At 54.5% G+C, this 17,854-nt stretch carries 21 protein-coding genes; 14 read left to right on the top strand and 7 right to left on the bottom strand.

Annotated features, from left to right (window positions below):
• The 3 genes from Electrica_RS13075 to patD are packed head-to-tail and all read left to right on the top strand — an operon-like array spanning nt 1 to nt 3,173.
• Nucleotides 1-930 carry an ABC transporter permease gene (locus tag Electrica_RS13075; RefSeq protein WP_141964659.1) on the top strand — a complete coding sequence of 310 codons (930 nt, stop codon included), beginning with the start codon at nt 1-3 and terminating at the stop codon, nt 928-930.
• Nucleotides 920-1,726, top strand: a complete 807-nt coding sequence (locus Electrica_RS13070; protein ID WP_141964658.1) for an ABC transporter permease — start codon at nt 920-922, stop codon at nt 1,724-1,726. The genes Electrica_RS13075 and Electrica_RS13070 overlap by 11 nt, the downstream gene beginning before the upstream one ends.
• A gap of 22 nt (nt 1,727-1,748) precedes the next feature.
• Complete coding sequence (gene patD / locus Electrica_RS13065) at nt 1,749-3,173, top strand: aminobutyraldehyde dehydrogenase (RefSeq protein ID WP_141964657.1); 1,425 nt, start codon at nt 1,749-1,751, stop codon at nt 3,171-3,173.
• 203 nt (nt 3,174-3,376) lie between these two features.
• Here the strand turns inward: patD and Electrica_RS13060 are convergent, their stop codons facing one another.
• Nucleotides 3,377-3,619 carry a DinI-like family protein gene (locus Electrica_RS13060; protein ID WP_100686315.1) on the bottom strand — a complete coding sequence of 81 codons (243 nt, stop codon included), beginning with the start codon at nt 3,617-3,619 and terminating at the stop codon, nt 3,377-3,379.
• 78 nt (nt 3,620-3,697) lie between these two features.
• Here Electrica_RS13060 and Electrica_RS13055 point away from each other — a divergent pair, with 78 nt between their 5' ends.
• The 4 genes from Electrica_RS13055 (at nt 3,698) to Electrica_RS13040 (ending at nt 7,076) form a co-directional block, all read left to right on the top strand.
• Nucleotides 3,698-4,117 carry a translesion error-prone DNA polymerase V autoproteolytic subunit gene (locus Electrica_RS13055; protein WP_100686314.1) on the top strand — a complete coding sequence of 140 codons (420 nt, stop codon included), beginning with the start codon at nt 3,698-3,700 and terminating at the stop codon, nt 4,115-4,117.
• 3 nt (nt 4,118-4,120) lie between these two features.
• Nucleotides 4,121-5,386, top strand: coding sequence for a Y-family DNA polymerase (locus tag Electrica_RS13050; RefSeq protein WP_141964656.1), 1,266 nt, complete (start codon nt 4,121-4,123; stop codon nt 5,384-5,386).
• Nucleotides 5,387-5,514: 128 nt separating this feature from the next.
• A complete protein-coding gene (locus Electrica_RS13045) occupies nt 5,515-5,946 on the top strand; it encodes a 4-fold beta flower protein (RefSeq protein ID WP_141964655.1) in 432 nt (143 codons plus the stop codon).
• Between the two features lie 191 nt (nt 5,947-6,137).
• Nucleotides 6,138-7,076 (top strand): omptin family outer membrane protease, encoded by a 939-nt coding sequence (locus Electrica_RS13040; protein WP_131049030.1) that lies wholly within the window; start codon nt 6,138-6,140, stop codon nt 7,074-7,076.
• Nucleotides 7,077-7,697: 621 nt separating this feature from the next.
• Here the strand turns inward: Electrica_RS13040 and Electrica_RS13035 are convergent.
• A complete protein-coding gene (locus Electrica_RS13035; protein ID WP_086816685.1) occupies nt 7,698-7,820 on the bottom strand; it encodes a small membrane protein in 123 nt (40 codons plus the stop codon).
• 557 nt (nt 7,821-8,377) lie between these two features.
• Between Electrica_RS13035 and Electrica_RS13030 the strand changes: the two genes are divergently transcribed.
• Nucleotides 8,378-8,692 carry a hypothetical protein gene (locus Electrica_RS13030; protein WP_227699356.1) on the top strand — a complete coding sequence of 105 codons (315 nt, stop codon included), beginning with the start codon at nt 8,378-8,380 and terminating at the stop codon, nt 8,690-8,692.
• Between the two features lie 49 nt (nt 8,693-8,741).
• Here the strand turns inward: Electrica_RS13030 and yncL are convergent, their stop codons facing one another.
• A complete protein-coding gene (yncL, locus tag Electrica_RS13025) occupies nt 8,742-8,837 on the bottom strand; it encodes a stress response membrane protein YncL (protein ID WP_064610873.1) in 96 nt (31 codons plus the stop codon).
• 190 nt (nt 8,838-9,027) lie between these two features.
• On the opposite strand from yncL, the gene Electrica_RS13020 reads away from it, so the two are divergent.
• Together Electrica_RS13020 and Electrica_RS13015 are read left to right on the top strand one after the other, a co-directional pair.
• Complete coding sequence (locus tag Electrica_RS13020; protein WP_100686312.1) at nt 9,028-9,201, top strand: GhoT/OrtT family toxin; 174 nt, start codon at nt 9,028-9,030, stop codon at nt 9,199-9,201.
• 71 nt (nt 9,202-9,272) lie between these two features.
• Nucleotides 9,273-10,055 (top strand): alpha/beta fold hydrolase, encoded by a 783-nt coding sequence (locus Electrica_RS13015; RefSeq protein ID WP_141964654.1) that lies wholly within the window; start codon nt 9,273-9,275, stop codon nt 10,053-10,055.
• Between the two features lie 100 nt (nt 10,056-10,155).
• Here the strand turns inward: Electrica_RS13015 and Electrica_RS13010 are convergent, their stop codons facing one another.
• On the bottom strand, nt 10,156-11,589 hold the full coding sequence (locus Electrica_RS13010) for an aldehyde dehydrogenase (RefSeq protein WP_141964653.1): 1,434 nt from the start codon (nt 11,587-11,589) through the stop codon (nt 10,156-10,158).
• A 262-nt stretch (nt 11,590-11,851) separates the two neighbouring features.
• Between Electrica_RS13010 and Electrica_RS13005 the strand changes: the two genes are divergently transcribed.
• Both Electrica_RS13005 and Electrica_RS13000 read left to right on the top strand, forming a co-directional pair.
• Complete coding sequence (locus tag Electrica_RS13005; protein ID WP_100686309.1) at nt 11,852-13,450, top strand: ABC transporter substrate-binding protein; 1,599 nt, start codon at nt 11,852-11,854, stop codon at nt 13,448-13,450.
• Between the two features lie 15 nt (nt 13,451-13,465).
• A complete protein-coding gene (locus Electrica_RS13000; RefSeq protein ID WP_100686308.1) occupies nt 13,466-13,699 on the top strand; it encodes a YdcY family protein in 234 nt (77 codons plus the stop codon).
• A gap of 9 nt (nt 13,700-13,708) precedes the next feature.
• On the opposite strand, the gene Electrica_RS12995 is transcribed toward Electrica_RS13000, so the two are convergent.
• Nucleotides 13,709-14,158, bottom strand: a complete 450-nt coding sequence (locus tag Electrica_RS12995; protein WP_141964652.1) for a DMT family transporter — start codon at nt 14,156-14,158, stop codon at nt 13,709-13,711.
• On the bottom strand, nt 14,155-14,673 hold the full coding sequence (locus Electrica_RS12990) for a GNAT family N-acetyltransferase (protein ID WP_100686306.1): 519 nt from the start codon (nt 14,671-14,673) through the stop codon (nt 14,155-14,157). Before Electrica_RS12990 ends, Electrica_RS12995 begins: the two co-directional genes overlap by 4 nt.
• A 199-nt stretch (nt 14,674-14,872) precedes the next feature.
• Here Electrica_RS12990 and Electrica_RS12985 point away from each other — a divergent pair, with 199 nt between their 5' ends.
• The gene (locus Electrica_RS12985; RefSeq protein ID WP_100686305.1) at nt 14,873-15,448 is read left to right on the top strand and encodes a helix-turn-helix domain-containing protein; all 576 of its coding nucleotides are present in this window, start codon (nt 14,873-14,875) and stop codon (nt 15,446-15,448) included.
• A 65-nt stretch (nt 15,449-15,513) separates the two neighbouring features.
• Nucleotides 15,514-16,551: an NADP-dependent oxidoreductase gene (locus tag Electrica_RS12980; protein ID WP_100686304.1), complete on the top strand. Its 1,038-nt coding sequence runs from the start codon at nt 15,514-15,516 to the stop codon at nt 16,549-16,551.
• Nucleotides 16,552-16,656: 105 nt separating this feature from the next.
• On the opposite strand, the gene rihA is transcribed toward Electrica_RS12980, so the two are convergent.
• Nucleotides 16,657-17,592: a pyrimidine-specific ribonucleoside hydrolase RihA gene (gene rihA / locus Electrica_RS12975; RefSeq protein ID WP_141964651.1), complete on the bottom strand. Its 936-nt coding sequence runs from the start codon at nt 17,590-17,592 to the stop codon at nt 16,657-16,659.
• Nucleotides 17,593-17,854: the final 262 nt, after the last annotated feature.

Raw genomic sequence — 17,854 nt, 5'->3', positions numbered from 1 at the left:
ATGACGATGGTCATTCCGCGCGCGCCGTCCGGGCGTCTGTCCGGACTCTTCTGGCGCAGGCCATCGCTGGGCCTGTTCTTACTCCTGCTGGGTCCGTTGATGTGGTTCGGCATCGTCTATCTGGGGTCGCTGCTGACATTGCTGTGGCAAAGCGTCTACACCTTTGATGATTTCACCATGTCGGTCACCACCGAGCTGACGCTCGCCAATCTCAAAGCGCTGTTTAATCCGGCGAACTACGACATCATTGTCCGCACGCTGGTGATGGCGCTGGCGGTGACGGTGGCCAGCGCGGTGCTGGCTTTGCCGATGTCGTGGTATATGGCCCGCTATACCCGCGGCAAAATGAAAGCGTTCTTCTATATTGCCGTCATGCTGCCCATGTGGGCGAGCTATATCGTAAAGGCCTACGCCTGGACGCTACTGCTGGCGAAAGATGGCGTGGCGCAGTGGTTTCTCGGGCATCTCGGGCTGGAGGGAGTGTTAAACCTGGTGCTGACGATTCCGGCGGTCGGCGGAAATACGCTGTCGACCTCGGGCCTCGGCCGTTTTCTGGTGTTCGTCTATATCTGGCTGCCGTTTATGATCCTGCCGGTACAGGCGGCGCTGGAACGTTTGCCGCCTTCGCTGCTACAGGCTTCCGCCGATCTCGGCGCCCGCCCGCGGCAGACCTTCCGTTACGTGGTGTTGCCGCTGGCGATACCCGGCATTGCCGCCGGGTCGATTTTTACTTTCTCCCTGACGCTGGGGGACTTTATCGTACCGCAACTGGTGGGGCCGCCCGGCTTCTTTATTGGCAATATGGTCTATTCCCAGCAGGGGGCTATCGGCAACATGCCGATGGCGGCCGCGTTTACCCTGGTGCCGATTGTGCTGATTGCCCTCTATCTGGCGTTCGTGAAGCGCCTGGGAGCGTTCGATGCACTCTGAACGGGCACCGTTGTTGCTGAAAGTGGCCACCTGGGGCGGGGTGGTATTCCTCCATTTTCCGCTGCTGATTATCGCGCTGTATGCCTTCAATACCGAAGATGCCGCCTTTAGCTTTCCGCCTCAGGGCCTGACGCTGCGCTGGTTCAGCGAGGCGGCGGGGCGCAGCGATATTATTGATGCCGTGACGTTGTCACTTAAAATTGCCGCGCTGTCGACGGCGATTGCGTTGGTACTTGGCACGTTGGCTGCAGGCGCATTATGGCGCAGTACGTTTTTTGGTAAAAACGCCGTATCGCTCCTGCTGCTGTTGCCGATCGCGCTGCCGGGGATTATCACCGGACTGGCGCTGCTGACGGCCTTTAAGGCCGTCAATCTGGAACCTGGCCTGCTCACTATCGTCGTTGGGCATGCCACGTTTTGCGTGGTGGTGGTGTTCAACAATGTCATCGCCCGTTTTCGCCGGACGTCGTGGAGTCTGGTGGAGGCATCAATGGACTTAGGCGCGACGGGCTGGCAGACCTTTCGCTACGTCGTGCTGCCGAATCTGGGTTCGGCGCTGCTGGCGGGGGGAATGCTGGCCTTCGCCTTATCGTTTGATGAAATTATCGTCACCACGTTTACCGCCGGGCATGAGCGTACTTTGCCGCTGTGGTTGTTAAACCAACTGGGGCGCCCGCGCGATGTGCCGGTAACCAACGTGGTTGCACTGCTGGTGATGCTGGTGACGACGATACCCATTTTGGGCGCCTGGTGGCTAACCCGTGATAGCGACATGAGCGCTGAAAACAGTAAATAATTCATTTCTACAGGATAATGCTATGCAACATAACCTTTTGATTAACGGTGAGTTAGTGGCGGGTGAAGGCGAAATGGTGCCGGTATTCAATCCTGCTAATGGTGAAGTCATTCTGCAGATTGCGGAAGCCTCGGAGGCCCAGGTCAACGCGGCGGTTGAGGCGGCGGATCGGGCCTTTGTCAACTGGAGCCAGACGACGCCGAAAACCCGCGCCGAGACTCTGTTAAAGCTGGCGGAGGCGATTACCGACCACGCTGAAGCGCTGGCGAAGCTGGAATCCTTAAACTGCGGCAAACCCCTGCACTGCGTGATAAACGACGAGATGCCCGCCGTTGCCGACGTGTTTCGCTTTTTTGCCGGCGCGGCGCGTTGCCTGCCGGGCATGGCGGCGGGCGAATACCTGGAAGGGCACACCTCGATGATTCGCCGGGATCCGGTTGGCGTGGTGGCCTCTATCGCGCCGTGGAACTATCCGTTAATGATGGCGGCGTGGAAGCTGGCGCCAGCGCTGGCGGCCGGCAACTGCGTGGTCATCAAACCGTCAGAGATTACGCCGCTGACCGCGCTGAAACTGGCGGAGCTGGCCAGGGATATTCTCCCCGCCGGCGTGCTGAACGTGCTGTTTGGTCGCGGCAAAAGCGTAGGCGATCCGCTGACCGGTCATCCGAAAGTGCGCATGGTGTCGCTCACCGGGTCGATTGCCACCGGCGCCCACATTATCGGCCATACCGCCTCGTCGATAAAACGCACGCACATGGAGCTGGGGGGCAAAGCGCCGGTGATCGTGTTTGACGATGCGGATATCGCTGCCGTTGTGGAAGGGGTGAGAACCTTCGGTTTTTATAATGCCGGTCAGGATTGCACCGCCGCCTGTCGCATTTATGCCCAGCAGGGGATCTACGATCGGCTGGTGGAGAAGCTGGGTGCGGCCGTGGCCACGCTGAAAATGGGCCAGCCGGACGACCCGTCCACCGAACTGGGGCCGCTGAGTTCGCAGGCGCATCTCGAGCGGGTCAGCGCTGCCGTTGAGGCTGCACGCGCGTTACCGCATATCCAGGTGGTGACCGGCGGAAGCCAGGCGGCAGGTAAGGGATATTTCTATCAGCCGACGCTGCTGGCTGGCGCAAAGCAGGATGATGATATTGTTCAGCGCGAGGTGTTTGGCCCGGTAGTCAGCGTGACGTCGTTCAACGATGAAGATCAGGTGCTGGCATGGGCCAATGACTCGCAGTACGGGCTGGCTTCGTCGGTATGGACCCGCGATGTGGGCAGGGCTCATCGCCTGAGCGCGCGTCTGCAGTACGGCTGCACCTGGGTCAATACCCACTTTATGCTGGTCAGCGAGATGCCGCACGGTGGGCAGAAGCTCTCCGGCTATGGTAAGGACATGTCGATGTACGGTCTGGAAGACTATACCGTCGTGCGCCATGTGATGATCAAACACTAATACCCAGGTAAGCGGTTGTAATGTATTCATATTCCGACCGCTTACTTGTGGGGCATAGATGGGGGATTGAAAGCAAAATTAGTGTTCAGGAGAGCAAGCCGATCGCTGTTTTGTTCCGACACTCACTTTCCGTAAACATTGAAAACCATCTGGCCATTCGTATGCGCTGGCTGGCATGCAAATGTATGACGGGAGTCATTCCATCACTCCTCCATCATCCACATATCCGCCTCTTCAAACATCTCTTGTACAACCCGGCTGATTTGCTCCTTTTCGTGTTTGCTGGCATCCGTATTGATCGCGGGTAAGGTCGTCATCGGTTTTACGCATACGTCGGCATCGGGAAAAATTCTATGAATACGCTGAGTTAATTCTGCCGTAATGGTCTCCTTTGCTCCGTTCAGCCCTTCAAAGTTTCTCTTGTCATAAATCAGTTCCACAAACATTTCTCGCCCTCTTTACTGGATATAATTACAGTATATATACTGTATGCATGACCAGTGTCAACATGAGAGGTGGGCATTATGAAGTTTTATACACCGACTGAGATCCGCGAAGTCCTTTTCATTCCGCTATTTAGCGACCCGGTGCCGTGTGGTTTCCCCAGCCCGGCGCAGGATTATGTTGAGCAACGTATCGACCTCAACGCGTTGTTGATCAGTCACCCCAGCGCGACGTATTTCGTTAAGGCCGCCGGAGACAGCATGATCGAGGGCGGTATCAGCGAGGGCGATCTCCTTGTTGTCGACAGTTCGCGTAAAGCGGAACATGGCAATATTGTGATCGCCTCCGTAGCAGGGGATTTTACCGTCAAAAAGTTGCAGTTGCGGCCGACGGTGCAGCTTAACCCAATGAACAGCGCCTATTCCCCGATTATCATCGGGAGCGAAGATACGTTAGATGTGTTCGGTGTCGTCACGTACATCATCAAGTCCGCAGGCTGAACAATGTTCGCGCTATGTGATGTGAACTCGTTTTACGCGAGTTGTGAGACGGTCTTTCGACCCGATTTGAAAGGGCGACCGGTGGTTGTCCTGTCGAATAACGATGGTTGCGTGATAGCACACTCTGCGGAGGCAAAGAAATTTGTGAAAATGGCGGCGCCGTTTTTCAAACAGCAGGATATTTTCCGCCAGCACGGCGTCATCTGTTTCAGCAGTAATTACGAGCTATATGCGGACATGTCGAACCGGGTCATGACAACGTTAGAGGAGCTTTTGCCGCGGTGCGAAATTTACAGTATCGATGAAGCCTTTTGCGACCTGACTGGCGTGCGTAACTGTCGTGACCTGACCGATTTTGGCCGGGAGATACGCGAAACGGTACGGCGAAGGACGCATCTCACCGTGGGTGTCGGTATCGCCCAGACTAAAACCCTCGCAAAGCTGGCCAACCACGCGGCGAAGAAGTGGCAGCGGCAAACGGGCGGGGTGGTGGACCTGTCCAATATCGACAAACAGCGTAAGTTGATGGCTGTACTGCAAATTGATGAGGTCTGGGGCGTTGGGCGCCGCATCAGTAAAAAACTGGAAGCCATGGGCATCAAAACGGTACTTCAGCTGGCGGATACCGATATCCGCTTTATCCGGAAGCATTTCAATGTGGTGCTGGAGCGCACGGTGCGCGAGTTGCGCGGCGAGCCATGTCTTGGCCTCGAAGAGTTTGCCCCGGAAAAACAGGAGATCGTCTGTAGCCGTTCGTTCGGCGGCCGCATTACGGAATATCATGAGATGCGGCAGGCGATATGCAGCTATGCATCGCGCGCAGCGGAAAAACTCCGCAGTGAACATCAGTACTGCCGGTTTATCTCGGCATTTGTCAAAACCAGCCCATTTGCGCTGAATAAGCCCTATTACAGCAACAACGCATCGGTAAAACTACTGACCCCGACCCAGGATAGTCGGGACATCATCGCTGCGGCCAGCAGGTGCCTCGATGGCATCTGGAAAGATGGACACCGTTATCAAAAAGCGGGTGTGATGCTCTGCGACTTCTACAGCCAGGGCGTGGCCCAGTTGAACCTGTTCGACGACAATGCGCCACGAAAGAACAGTGAAAAGCTGATGGCGGTTCTGGATCATCTCAATGCCAAAAACGGCAGAGGATCTCTGTACTTTGCCGGACAAGGGATACAGGCGGGATGGCAGATGAAAAGGAACATGATATCTCCACGCTATACGACACGATATAGCGACTTGCTGCAGGTCAGGTGAACGCTGACTGCCAAAATTTTTTGCCCGGCAGCCATGTAAGGAGGTTATGAGCGAGACAGGAAAGTGGTTTTTCCCATAAATTTGGTAGAATTTGCGAATAATTTCCTTTTTAAGAAACTTGCGAACACATGAAAAAATTACTTCTGCTGCCAGTCCTGCTTTTCTCAACTCTTGTTTCAGCGGGCAATGACCTGGATCTTTATGACAATCAAGGCGACCCAGTCGCTTACATTGCTCTCGATGATGATTTAACTATATATAGCTGGGATGGTGAACCTGGCGCCTACCTTAAACGCAGTCAGAACAATGAGTTTGATGTTTATGGATTCAATGGCAGTCATTTAGGCTGGTTTACTAAAGGTATGTTGGTTGACCACGATGGTTATGTGGCTTGTGCGGTAAAGAATTTGATTGCGGCACCTAATTTGCCATCGCTGAAGTCACTTAAGAATCTCAAGCCTCTAAAATCGATACCGGAAATTCCACCGATTTTCCCGCTGCTTAACAATGAATTTGGCCAGACAAATTGTTCGTTGTTAGTCGCTTCAGGCGCGGCATAAATGCACAACGAATGCACCCCTTATAGATAGCCAGGATGCACCTGATTAAAATGAGCGCAGTAAGTAATCCGGAATCAAGTTTAACCGTGCTCGTAAATAAGAATTACAAAAATTGACAGTTGCTTCATATTTGTATGAGATTTAAACTACATCTGCAACTTATGGAATACCTTTTGCCTATGGGAATAAAAATGAAAAAAAGTACTGTTGCAGTAATGATGATGGCCACGCTTTCAGGAACTACTTATGCAGAATCAACGCAGTTAACTCCGAATTTCTCTCCGGAAAGTTTTTCTGTATCAACCTCTGCAGGGATGCTAAGCGGAAAGTCTCATGAGATGGTTTATGACGCGGGTACAGGTAGAAAAATCAGTCAGTTGGACTGGAAAATCAAGAATGTCGCCATTCTGAAAGGCGATATTTCCTGGGATGCATACTCCTTTCTGACACTGAACGCTCGCGGGTGGACATCTCTGGCTTCTGGGTCTGGTCATATGGATGATTACGACTGGATGAATGACAACCAATCCGGATGGACTGATCACTCATCTCACCCTGCCACGAATGTCAATTATGCCAATGAATACGACCTCAATGTAAAAGGCTGGATCTTCCAGAATGAAGCTTATAAAGCCGGTGTAATCGCAGGTTATCAGGAAACTCGTTTCAGCTGGACGGCTACCGGTGGTTCATACAACTATGATAACGGTGCTTATACTGGAAATTTCCCGACAGGAGAACAAGGAATCGGTTATAGTCAGCGGTTCTCTATGCCATACATTGGCCTTGCTGGTCAGTATCGTATCAATGATTTTGAATTTAATGCCTTGTTTAAATTCAGCGACTGGGTTCGGGCACATGATAACGATGAGCACTACATGCGGGATCTCACTTTCCGTGAGAAGACGACTAACTCGCGTTATTATGGTACGTCTATTGATGCCGGATATTATGTCACACCTAATGCCAAAGTTTTTGCTGAATTTACATACAGTAAATATGAAGAAGGCAAGGGCGGCACTCAGATCATTGACACCAATAGCGGCGAGTCGGCCTCCATTGGTGGAGACGCTGCCGGCATTTCAAATAAAAACTATACCGTGACCGCTGGTCTGCAATATCGATTCTAAGTAGTACCGTTCGTAGATATATCTCTCTTTGAACATAAAGCCCCAAATGGGGCTTTTCAGTTAATTCACTCGAGAGGCTCCGTCAATTCCAGCCCTGATTATTTACGTCCGCTATTGCCGGGTGCAACCTGCAAGCGTCTCCTGTGAATATGGGGCTATGCCTCGGCGAAGGTAGTGGCGCGGTCGCAAGCTTGTTACGGATGAGATAATCACATTTTTTATACATTAGCCTGCTAATAGTCTCAATGGCAGTTATTGCTAAAACAGAGGCGGCGAAATATGAGAGGATTCTTATGCCCCTTCAAGAGCTAAGCCAGAATGAGTGCCGGAGATAAGCGCCGGGTGGGGCGCGTAACATGCCGTTCAGCGCGGACAAACAGAGACATAACCCTGATTAATATCTGTCGCTGCCAGCAAGTGACAAGAAAACCCCTGTTTTGAGTACAGGGGGTTTTTTGTTCGTGCGCGCCAAACGTCGAGACAATAACTGAGAGAAAAGTGAAGGCAGACCGCGACTATCTATTTTCCACATAGACTATAATGTTATTTATCGCGTATGAAGCCGCAGTGAGCAAAAGGTTTTCTGGCGCATGCGTATGCTGTTGTCAGCAGCGCGTAGTTCTATCGCTTTGATTTTTTAGTTGGTAACCCAGACTGGCGACGGTCGCGAATGTAAGAAACCAGATTATACGCTGCAATTACCAGCAACAGCAGTGCCACAATAAGCACAATAATTCCAGACATATACCACCCCAAAATAAATGAGTAACAGAAAAAATCAAAAATATGTAATTAAGAATGTAATTTCTGAAAAACGGTAACGCAAATAATATTTACTGATAAGTGCATTGTCAGCCAGTACTGAAAATACAGCCTGTATTTAATTTTGGTTTGTAAAACAATATCTTGCGGTTTTTTGTTTGCTGGCTTTGTGGTTGGTTTCTTAAATCCTCTGCGCATTTTTAGTCAACTTGTGGGCGGTTGTTTTATTATGCGTTATTAATTCTCCGTGGGATTTATGCTGCTTTTTAGGTTTATTCTTATACACTATTTTTATTATCCATCGAATCTTCGTAACATCATGTCAGGTATCAGGCATTTATTTCCTTTGTCATTTCACCTGATCAGATTGTTTCTATAGGGATAAATGACGACTACTTGTTCATATTGTCCAATAACCTGCTGCGGTTAAAGATGGAGAATGAAAAGGGAGCGGCAGGGACATTGTTTGAACCACGCTATTGTGTGGAATAAAAGTTAAAAAACCCTGTCTGGCCGCGGCGGCCAGGGGGAAAAGGCGGTTGAGGTTTGACTTTACCGACTGGCTCATGCGAACATTTGTTATAGTTTGTTACTTTGACGTTGATCTTGTTTTGAAAAAGATAGCTTTTTTTCTGCCAGTGGCCTGCGCCACGGCAATTCTGTACGGTCATTTACCCGCCCAGCGTATTAGTCTTTGTGAACAGCAGGGGGTCAGCGAGCCCATCTGTATGGCGGCTGAGTGGGATAATGAAAGAATTAATCTGCTGCCCGGCTATAACCCTGAGAATATAAAGGCTATTGCTGTGCTACAGGCGCAGAGCCGCGCGGATAACACCGTCGCGATTAAATCGTAAAAAAGCAGCCCAGGGAGGCTGCTTTTTTAGGTCTCTTTGCTGAATAAAATCAGTAAAACCAACCAAAACGAACAGATAACAGGCTGATAAGCGCGAAAGCTACGCCGACATTAATCAGAATTACGGTTTTGCTGGAAACATCCATAACGCCACCTTTATGAGTAAGCCTCTACATGTATAGTACGGGGAGAAAGGAAGTGCTATCAGACAAGGATGAATTGGTTGTTTTCCGCTGATTAAGCGCGCGATTCGTTGTGTGATTTTGCGGGCTGTGTCGCACTCCTTGTGCCGCTCATCTCCGTATCATAATGGGGCTTATCAGGGAAGGAATAATAATGACCTTATACCAGAAAATGCTGGTTTTTTATGCAGTTATGGGATGTATTTGTGCGATCATCAGCTGGTTTCTGACCAAAGAAAGCCGTTTGATTCGCCTGCTGGCCGCGCTGCTGATCGGGGCCACCTGGCCGTTTAGCTTTCCGATGGCGCTACTGATCTCTTTATTCTGACAGCATAAAGCGATGGCAACCGTCGCTGTTTTACTGTATAAAAATACAGTAATCCTGGGCGGAGCAACCTGATGAATAGCTATTTTTCCTTATTCGCTGGCGCTAACGTGCGCTGGTTCGATTTCCCTGGGTACGGCGACCCGCTGGTCTTTATTCACGGGCTGGGTTGCGCGTCCTCTTATGACTATCTACGCGTGGTGACCGATCCGGCTTTTCCCGGGCAGCGGGTTTTGCTGATCGACCTGCCTGGCTTTGGCTATAGCGGTAAGCCTGACTCCTTTGGCTACGGTACCAGTGAGCAGGCGCGGGTTGTTGTGGAACTGCTTGACAGTCTGCAACTGACCCGCTGCTCTCTGTTCGGGCATAGCATGGGCGGCAGTATTGCCATTGAAACCGCTGAGCTTCTGGGCCACCGCGTCCAGGCTCTGCTGGTCTCTGAACCCAATCTTTATGCCGGTGGCGGCATGTACAGTCGGGCTATCGCCGCCCAGTCGGAAGCCGGGTTTATCGCGCAGGGCTTCGCCGATCTGCTGGCGGCAGAAACGTCTCCCTGGGCCGGGTGCCTGCAAAACAGTGCCCCCAGAGCCGTATGGCGAGGGGCCCGCAGCCTGGTTGACGGGGTGTCGCCGTCCTGGTTCGCGCGCTTTCAGCAATTATCCTGTCGCAAGGCGCTGATCTATGGCGAATTGTCGCTCCCGGCTCAGGAAGCTGACGACGTTGTCGCCGCCGGTATTCCGCTGCTGGTAGTGCCGGATGCGGGCCACTCTATGGCCTGGGAGAATCCCGTTGCGCTGGCCGATTGCATGGCGCAATTTTTCGCCCCCGCTCAGGCAAACGCCTCGATATCACCGTAGTGAAGCGTTTGCCTGTCCGCGTCCGATGGCAAGCGACCCTATGTGGCATGCCGATGGCGATCGCTTGCAGTGGGAACCGCGTTATCTGCTGGCCTGAACGCTAAAACGGCAGTTCGCGCGGGGTGGTCTGCAATGTCATCCAGCGTAGCTCGGTAAACTCAGCAATGCCTGCGCGGCCGCCAAAGCGTCCGTAGCCGGAGGCTTTACAGCCGCCAAACGGCATCTGCGCTTCATCGTGTACGGTAGGGCCATTAATGTGGCAAATGCCGGTTTGTAACCCCTGGGCTACGTTCCACGCCCGGGCGGTGTCGCGGCTGTAGACCGCCGAAGAGAGCCCGTATTCACTGTCGTTGGCTACCGCCAGCGCTTCCTGCTCGCCGTGCACCCGAATAATGGCTTTTACCGGACCGAAGGATTCTTCCTGCCATATCCGCATGCTGCGGGTTACCCCATCAAGCAGCGTGGCGCGCATCTGCGTGGTGTCGGCTTTACCTCCGGTTAAAAGGCGGGCCCCTTTTGCCAGCGCGTCATCAATGAGTTCATTGCAGCGCGTGACGGTTTTCATATCGACAACCGGTCCCATCAGCCCGGCAGGCAGCGTTGCCGCGCGGCGGCTGAGCAGGGCGATAAAAGCGTCGGCTATTGATTCGTCGACGATAATGCGCTCGGTTGACATACAGATCTGTCCGGCGTTAGCGAATGCGCCAAAGAGGGCGCCAGCCGCCGCTTGCTCGAGATCGGCATCGTCGAGGACCAGTAGCGGCGCTTTGCCGCCAAGTTCCAGCACCGCCGGTTTCAGATACTGCCCGCAGGTGCGGGCGATAATGCGCCCGACCGGCGTGGAGCCGGTAAAGTTAACGCGGCGCACCGCCGGATGGGCGATAAGCGACTCCACCAGCGCGGGCGCATCCGCCGGCGCGCAGGTGAGATAGTTCACGACGCCGTCCGGTAATCCGGCCGCCGCCAGCGCATCAATAATCAGCGCCTGGCTGGCGGGCGACATTTCCGCCCCTTTGAGGATCACCGTATTCCCACAGGCGAGCGGCGTCGCAATCGCGCGAGTAGCGAGGATCAGCGGCGCATTCCACGGCGCCATTGCCAGTACCACGCCAGCCCCCTGACGGACGGCCATCGCCAGATTACCCGGGACATTCGACGGAATAATCTGCCCCTCAATCTGGGTGGTAAGGGCGGCGGCTTCACGCAAAATGTCGGCGGCCAGATGGACGTTAAAGCCCGCCCAGTGTGCCGTCGCACCTGTCTCCGCCGACATGGCGGCGATGAATTTGGCTTCACGACGCTGCATTTGTTCCGCCGCCCCCAGCAGCAGGCGACGGCGCTCGGCGGGGGCGGTGTCGCGCCATTGCGGGAAGGCGGCAGCGGCGGCTTCGACGCTGTGCCGGGCATCGGCCAGGCTCGCAGCCGCTGCGATGGACGCGGGCTGTTCGCTGAGCGGATTAGTGCGGGTAAAGGTGGCCTGGCCTTCAGCATCATGCCACTGGCCACGGGTATATAAGTTGCAGGTTATTGTCATGGGAAAACCTCGTTGTACTGCGTTCTGCGGTTTTCCGAGTGTATCGGGCGCCGGGGCCGCGTGGGGCAGGCAGGGCGGTTATCGCACGTTTTTTTTCTGGTTTTATAAGCAGTTCACAACTTCAGCAGGTTGACCCGGTCTGGAGAATAAATCGGCAAAAAAAGCGCTTTCAGCATAACCTGATAGCGATTGATTATTTGCTGGTTGAATGCTGTTGTGTTGTTATTAGAACACTTATAACAAATTGATAAGGTTTATAACCATGTCTACCAGGAAAACGCTGATTGCGCTGGCGTTAAGCACCTTGCTGCCCGCCGGAGCCGCGTGGGCGGCCGGTAACGATACGCTGGTCTATTGCTCCGAAGCATCGCCGGAATCATTTAACCCGCAGATTGCCAGCTCCGGACCTTCTTTCGTCGCCAGCTCCCAGGTGCTCTACAACCGTCTGATTACCTTTGATCCGGTGAAAAATACGCCGATTCCTTCACTGGCGACTGACTGGACCGTTTCCCCGGATGGTAAAACCTGGACTTTCACGCTGCGCAAAGGCGTTCAGTTCAACAGCAATAAATATTTTAAACCGACCCGCGATTTTAACGCGGATGACGTGATCTTCTCGGTCCTGCGGCAGAAGGATGCGAATCATCCATATCATAAAGTCTCGCAGGGTAATTATGAGTATTTCCACGACGTCGGGCTGGATAAGCTGATTAAAGAGGTGAAAAAGGTCGACGATTATCATGTCCAGTTCGTACTGACGGAACCGAATGCCGCCTTCCTCGCCGACTGGGGAATGGATTTTGCCTCAATACTGTCGGCGGAATACGCCGATGCGATGATGAAGAAAGGCACGCCGGAGTATGTTGATACCTGGCCTGTCGGCACCGGCCCGTATGCGCTTCAGCAGTATAAAGTCGATTCGCTAATCCGTTACATTGCCAACCCGCATTACTGGGAAGGTGACGTGCCGACAAAACATCTGATCTTCTCCATCACCCCGAATGTCGAGACCCGTCTGGCGAAACTGCAAACCAACGAATGTCAGATTATCCCGGCACCGTCGCCGGTACAGTTCGCCGTTATCAAGGGCAATAAAGATCTGGCGCTGCATGCTGTTGAAGCGCTGAACGTCGGCTATCTGGCGTTTAATACCGAGAAAAAACCGTTTGATAACGTGCTGGTCCGTCAGGCGCTGAACTACGCCACCGACAAACAGGCCATCGTCAACGCGGTGTTTATGGATTCTGGCGCGGTGGCCAAATCTCCGCTGCCGGCAAATATGCTCGGTTATAAGAAAGATCTGCCGGATTACGACTACGATCCGCAAAAGGCCAAAGCGCTGCTGAAGCAGGCCGGGCTGGAAAAAGGGGCAGAGGTGACCTTGTGGTCGATGCCGGTACAGCGCCCCTACAACCCTAACTCGCGGCGCATTGCCGAAATGATTCAGAACGACTGGAGCAAAGTGGGCATCAAGGCCAAAATCGTCACCTATGAATGGGGTGAATATCTCTCCGGCATGCGCAAAGGTGAACACGACAGCGCCCTGTTTGGCTGGATGTCGGACAATGGCGACCCGGACAACTTCGCCGGCACATTGCTGAGCTGTGATAATATCAAGACCGGTTCCAACGTTGCCCGCTGGTGCGATAAGTCATATGACGCGCTGGTCAAAAAAGCGATTCTGGTCAGCGATCCGCAGCAACGCGCCAAACTGTATGGTCAGGCGCAAGAGATCTTTTATCAGCAGGCGCCATGGATTACCCTCGCGACCGGGAAAACCTTCTACGCCACGCGCAGTAACGTCAGCGGCTATAGCGTGAGCCTGATGGGTAGCGATTTTTCGAAAGTTAAATTGAACTAAGCCGGGGAAGCATACATGGCACATCTGGATGACGTTATCGCCCGCGTCGATGCGGCGATTGCCGAGGGGGTGATTACTCACATGAACGAACTGCTGGTGGCGTTGAGTGACGATGCTGAGCTGACCCGCGACGAGCGTTTTACCCAGCAGCAGCGTTTACGGACCACGATTGCCCATCACGGCCGTCAGCAGCATGAAGAGCAGGAAGCGCGCCGCGAGCAGTTGAACAAAGGCGGCGCCATTCTCTGATATTGCGCGCTAAAACTGGCGTCTGGCAACCAGCCAGGCGCCTGCCACCAGCATGACTGCGCCGCACAGCGGCCCTAGTAACGCCCGCCACGGCACGCCGTGAGCGCGAATAATATCCATCGCTAATCCTCCCACCAGTTGACTGGCAACCAGTACCGCAATGGTGGTGGCCGCGCCAACGTTCTGATAACCGCTGATGCTGGCGAAGACAAAAAACGACCCCAGCAATCCGGGAATCAGCGTCCACCATTGTATGTTGAGCGCCAGCTCCTGAAAGCCTGCCGCACCGTGACGCAGGAGCAGGATGGTAACGAAAATCACCATTCCGACCAGTGAGTTCAGCAGCATCGCAATGAGTATTGTCGAGGCGGACTGCGTAATACGTACCATCAGCGTATTTTGTACGACCAGTCCGACGCCTGCGGCAATCAGACAGGCGAGGGTCAAAGAAGCGTTCATGCGCTGGCGTCCGGATCGCGACGATCGTCGAGCTGGAGCTGCATAAAGGTCAGATCCAGCCAGCGGCCAAATTTTGTGCCGACCTGCGGCATCTGCCCGCTGATCACAAATCCGAGCGTTTCGTGCAGATGCAAAGAGGCCTGGTTTTGCGCTTCGATACCGGCCACCATGACATGTTTGTTCAGGCGACGGGCTTCTTTAATCAGCGCCACCAGCAGGCTGCGGCCTAATCCTTTACCCTGATGATCGGGGTGGACGTAGACCGAATGCTCGACGGTATGGCGAAAGCCATCAAAGGCGCGCCAGTCGCCAAACGAAGAGTAGCCGGTGACGACGCCGTTTTCTTCGCTCACCAGAACCGGGTAGCCTGCCAGCTGACGTGCTTCAAACCAGGCGATGCGATTATCGGTATCGACGGTTTTGTCATTCCAGATGGCGGCGGTATGCAGCACCGCGTGGTTGTAAATTTCGGCAATCGCCGCGCAATCTTCTTTGCTGGCATAACGAATGGTCATAGCAAACCTCAACTCAATCTCTGTACACTATAGTAGTACGATATTATTACAATAATGTACGCGATGCTGCCATCTGTTTTCGCAAGAAATTTATCATGGCCGGTGGTTACCAGGCAGATGCAGCGGGGCCGCCGCTCCTCAGGGGACGGCGCAGGCGTCGCCTTGTCGGGGATTGATTCATACACTATAGTACTACGCTATGAATACTATTGAAGACAATATGAATCAGCGCATTAGCGCCCGTATCCGCATTGAACGCGAATCTCGCGGCTGGTCACTCAGCGAACTGGCCGAACGCGCCGGTGCCTCACGCGCGATGATCCACAAGATCGAACGCGGCGAGAGCAGCCCGACGGCGTCGATGCTGGGGCGGCTTTCCGGCGCGTTCGGGATCAGTATGTCGACGCTGATCGCCCGCGCGGAGATGCAGGAAGGCAAACTGCTGCGCTTTGCCCAGCAGCCGGTATGGCGCGATCCGCAAAGCCACTATTTACGGCGTCATGTTTCGCCGCGCAGCGATCTGCCCATTGATCTGGTGCAGGTAGAGCTGCCGGCAGGCAGCGATGTGTCGATGCCCGCCTCCTCCTACGCGTTGGCGCGTCAGCTTATCTGGCTGCAACAGGGGGAGCTGGTTTTTGTCGAGGGCGCGACCCGGCATGAGATGCGGGCCGGCGATTGCCTTGAGCTGGGGCCGCCTGACGACTGCCGTTTTATCAATGAGTCCAGCGCATCGTGCACCTATCTGGTCGTGCGCTTAAATCAATCTGCCTCATAATGCCAATGTGCGCGGCAGCAATTGCGACTAGCCTCATTACAGGTCTTAAACAAGAGGAGTTTGTTATGGCTTTTCATCCACAACGTCACCGCCGCTGGGTGCTGGCCTCTCGCCCGCACGGCGAGCCGACGGGGGATAATTTCCGTCTGGAAGAGAGCGATGCCCCGACGCCCGGTCCCGGGCAGGTGCTTCTGCGCACGGTTTATCTTTCGTTAGACCCCTACATGCGCGGACGCATGAGCGACGCGCCGTCCTACTCGCCGCCGGTTGCCATCGGTGCCGTGATGGTCGGCGGAACGGTGAGTCGCGTTGAAGCGTCTGACCATGCTGACTTTAAAGCGGGAGAGTGGGTGCTGAACTACGGCGGCTGGCAGGATTTTGAACTCTCCGATGGCAACGGGCTGGTCAAGCTGGGCGAGCATCCGCAACACCCCTCGTGGGCGCTCGGTATTCTTGGGATGCCTGGTTTTACAGCCTATATGGGGCTGCTGGATATCGGCCAGCCGAAGGCGGGAGAAACGCTGGTCGTGGCCGCGGCTACCGGTCCGGTTGGCGGCACGGTCGGCCAGATCGCGAAACTGAAAGGCTGTCGCACGGTGGGAATTGCCGGGGGCAGCGAGAAGTGCCGTTATGCGGTCGAAACCCTTGGGTTTGATATCTGCCTCGATCATCATGCCGTTGACTTTGCCAGCCAGCTGGCCGAGGCCTGCCCGCAGGGTATTGATATCTACTACGAAAACGTCGGCGGCAAGGTGTTTGATGCCGTACTGCCGCTGCTCAACACCTCGGCGCGGGTTCCGCTGTGCGGCCTGGTCAGTGGCTATAATGCGACCGGCCTGCCGGAAGGCCCGGATCGTCTGCCGCTATTGATGGCGACGCTGCTGAAAAAACGTATCCGGATGCAGGGCTTTATCATCGGCCAGGATTACGGGCATCGTATTGCCGAGTTCCAGGCGGAGATGGGGCGCTGGGTACAGGAAGGTAAAATCAAATACCGCGAGCAGCTTGTCGATGGCCTGGAACAGGCGCCCAATGCGCTGATTGGCCTGCTGAAGGGTGAAAACTTCGGTAAAGTGGTGGTGCGCGTCTCCCCGGACGATTAATCAATATTACCCCGGCAGTTCGGCACATGCCGGGGCTTGCCCGTTGATTCAGCAGGAAAAGCACAGCGCGTGCTTTTCCTGAGAACAGAGCCAGCAGGCTCTCCGTTAGCCATAAAACGCCAGCCGCTCGGCTAACAAATCCACGAACCCTTGTCTGTCGACATCCAGCAGGAGCGTCGTATTTGGCGGATTGCCGGTCAGGAAATAATAATCGACCACCGTCATCCCCTGGGTATATTTTCCCTGTGTTTCCACGCCCACCCAGCGTTCAATGCTGGTGAACAGCTCCGGCTTCAACAGCCAGGCGATAGTACAAGGATCGTGCAGCGGCGCGCCGACAAAGCCCCATTTCTCGTCTCTGTGGTATGCCATAAAGAAATCGAGCAGCCCGGCAACGACCGTCGCCACCGGGTTGCCCAGCTGGCGAAAACGCGCGATATCCTGATCATGGATCTGCGCTTTATGCGTCACGTCCAGCCCGGCCATGACTATCGGGATGCCGGACTGAAAGACGATCTCCGCCGCTTCCGGGTCGACGTAGATATTAAACTCGGCGGCGGGCTGCCAGTTGCCCAACGCCATCGCGCCGCCCATCAGGACAATGCGGGCAATCTTGTCATGCAGTTCCGGGTGGCTGTTGAGCAGCAGGGCAACGTTGGTTTGCGGGCCGGTCGCGACAAGGGTTATTGGCTGCGGGCTTGCGCGTAACGTGCTCGCCATCAGTTCGACGGCGGTGCAGGTCTGCGGCGCAAAATCAGGCTCCGGCAGCGCCGGGCCATCAAGCCCGCTTTCGCCGTGAACGTTGTCGGCGATGATCAGCTCCCGCATCAGCGGTTTGCGCGCGCCGCTGGCCACCGGAATATCCTGCCGTCTCAGTAGCGTCAGCATACGCAGCACGTTGCGCAGGGTTTTGTCCGGTGTCTGGTTGCCCGCGGAGGCGGTGATCGCTTTGACGTCAAGTTCGGGTGAGGCGAGGGCGAGAATCATCGCAATGGCGTCATCATGACCGGGATCGCAATCGAGAATGATCGGCAGTGCCATAGCAGCTCCTTGTTGGCGGTTATTTGTGACAAGAGTAACGCTCGGGAGCACAACAGACGAGAAAGGATAAAACAAAGCGTGAAGTAAGCCGCAATAAGACGGGAGTGAGAGCGTTTCCCCGGTGGTGCTACGTTTACCGGGGCGACAATTGATGCCGGGCCGTAGCCCGGGCAAGGGATGTATCCCGCCGCCCGGGAACCTCTCCCCGGTGGCGCTACGCTTACCGGGGCTACGGAATGGTGCGGTTTGTCTCCCCGGTGGC

The sequence above is a fragment of the Klebsiella electrica genome (assembly GCF_006711645.1).
Lineage (GTDB): Bacteria > Pseudomonadota > Gammaproteobacteria > Enterobacterales > Enterobacteriaceae > Klebsiella > Klebsiella electrica.
The sequence above is the reverse complement of the archived record's forward strand: the minus strand, read 5'-3'. Positions and strand labels throughout refer to the sequence as shown.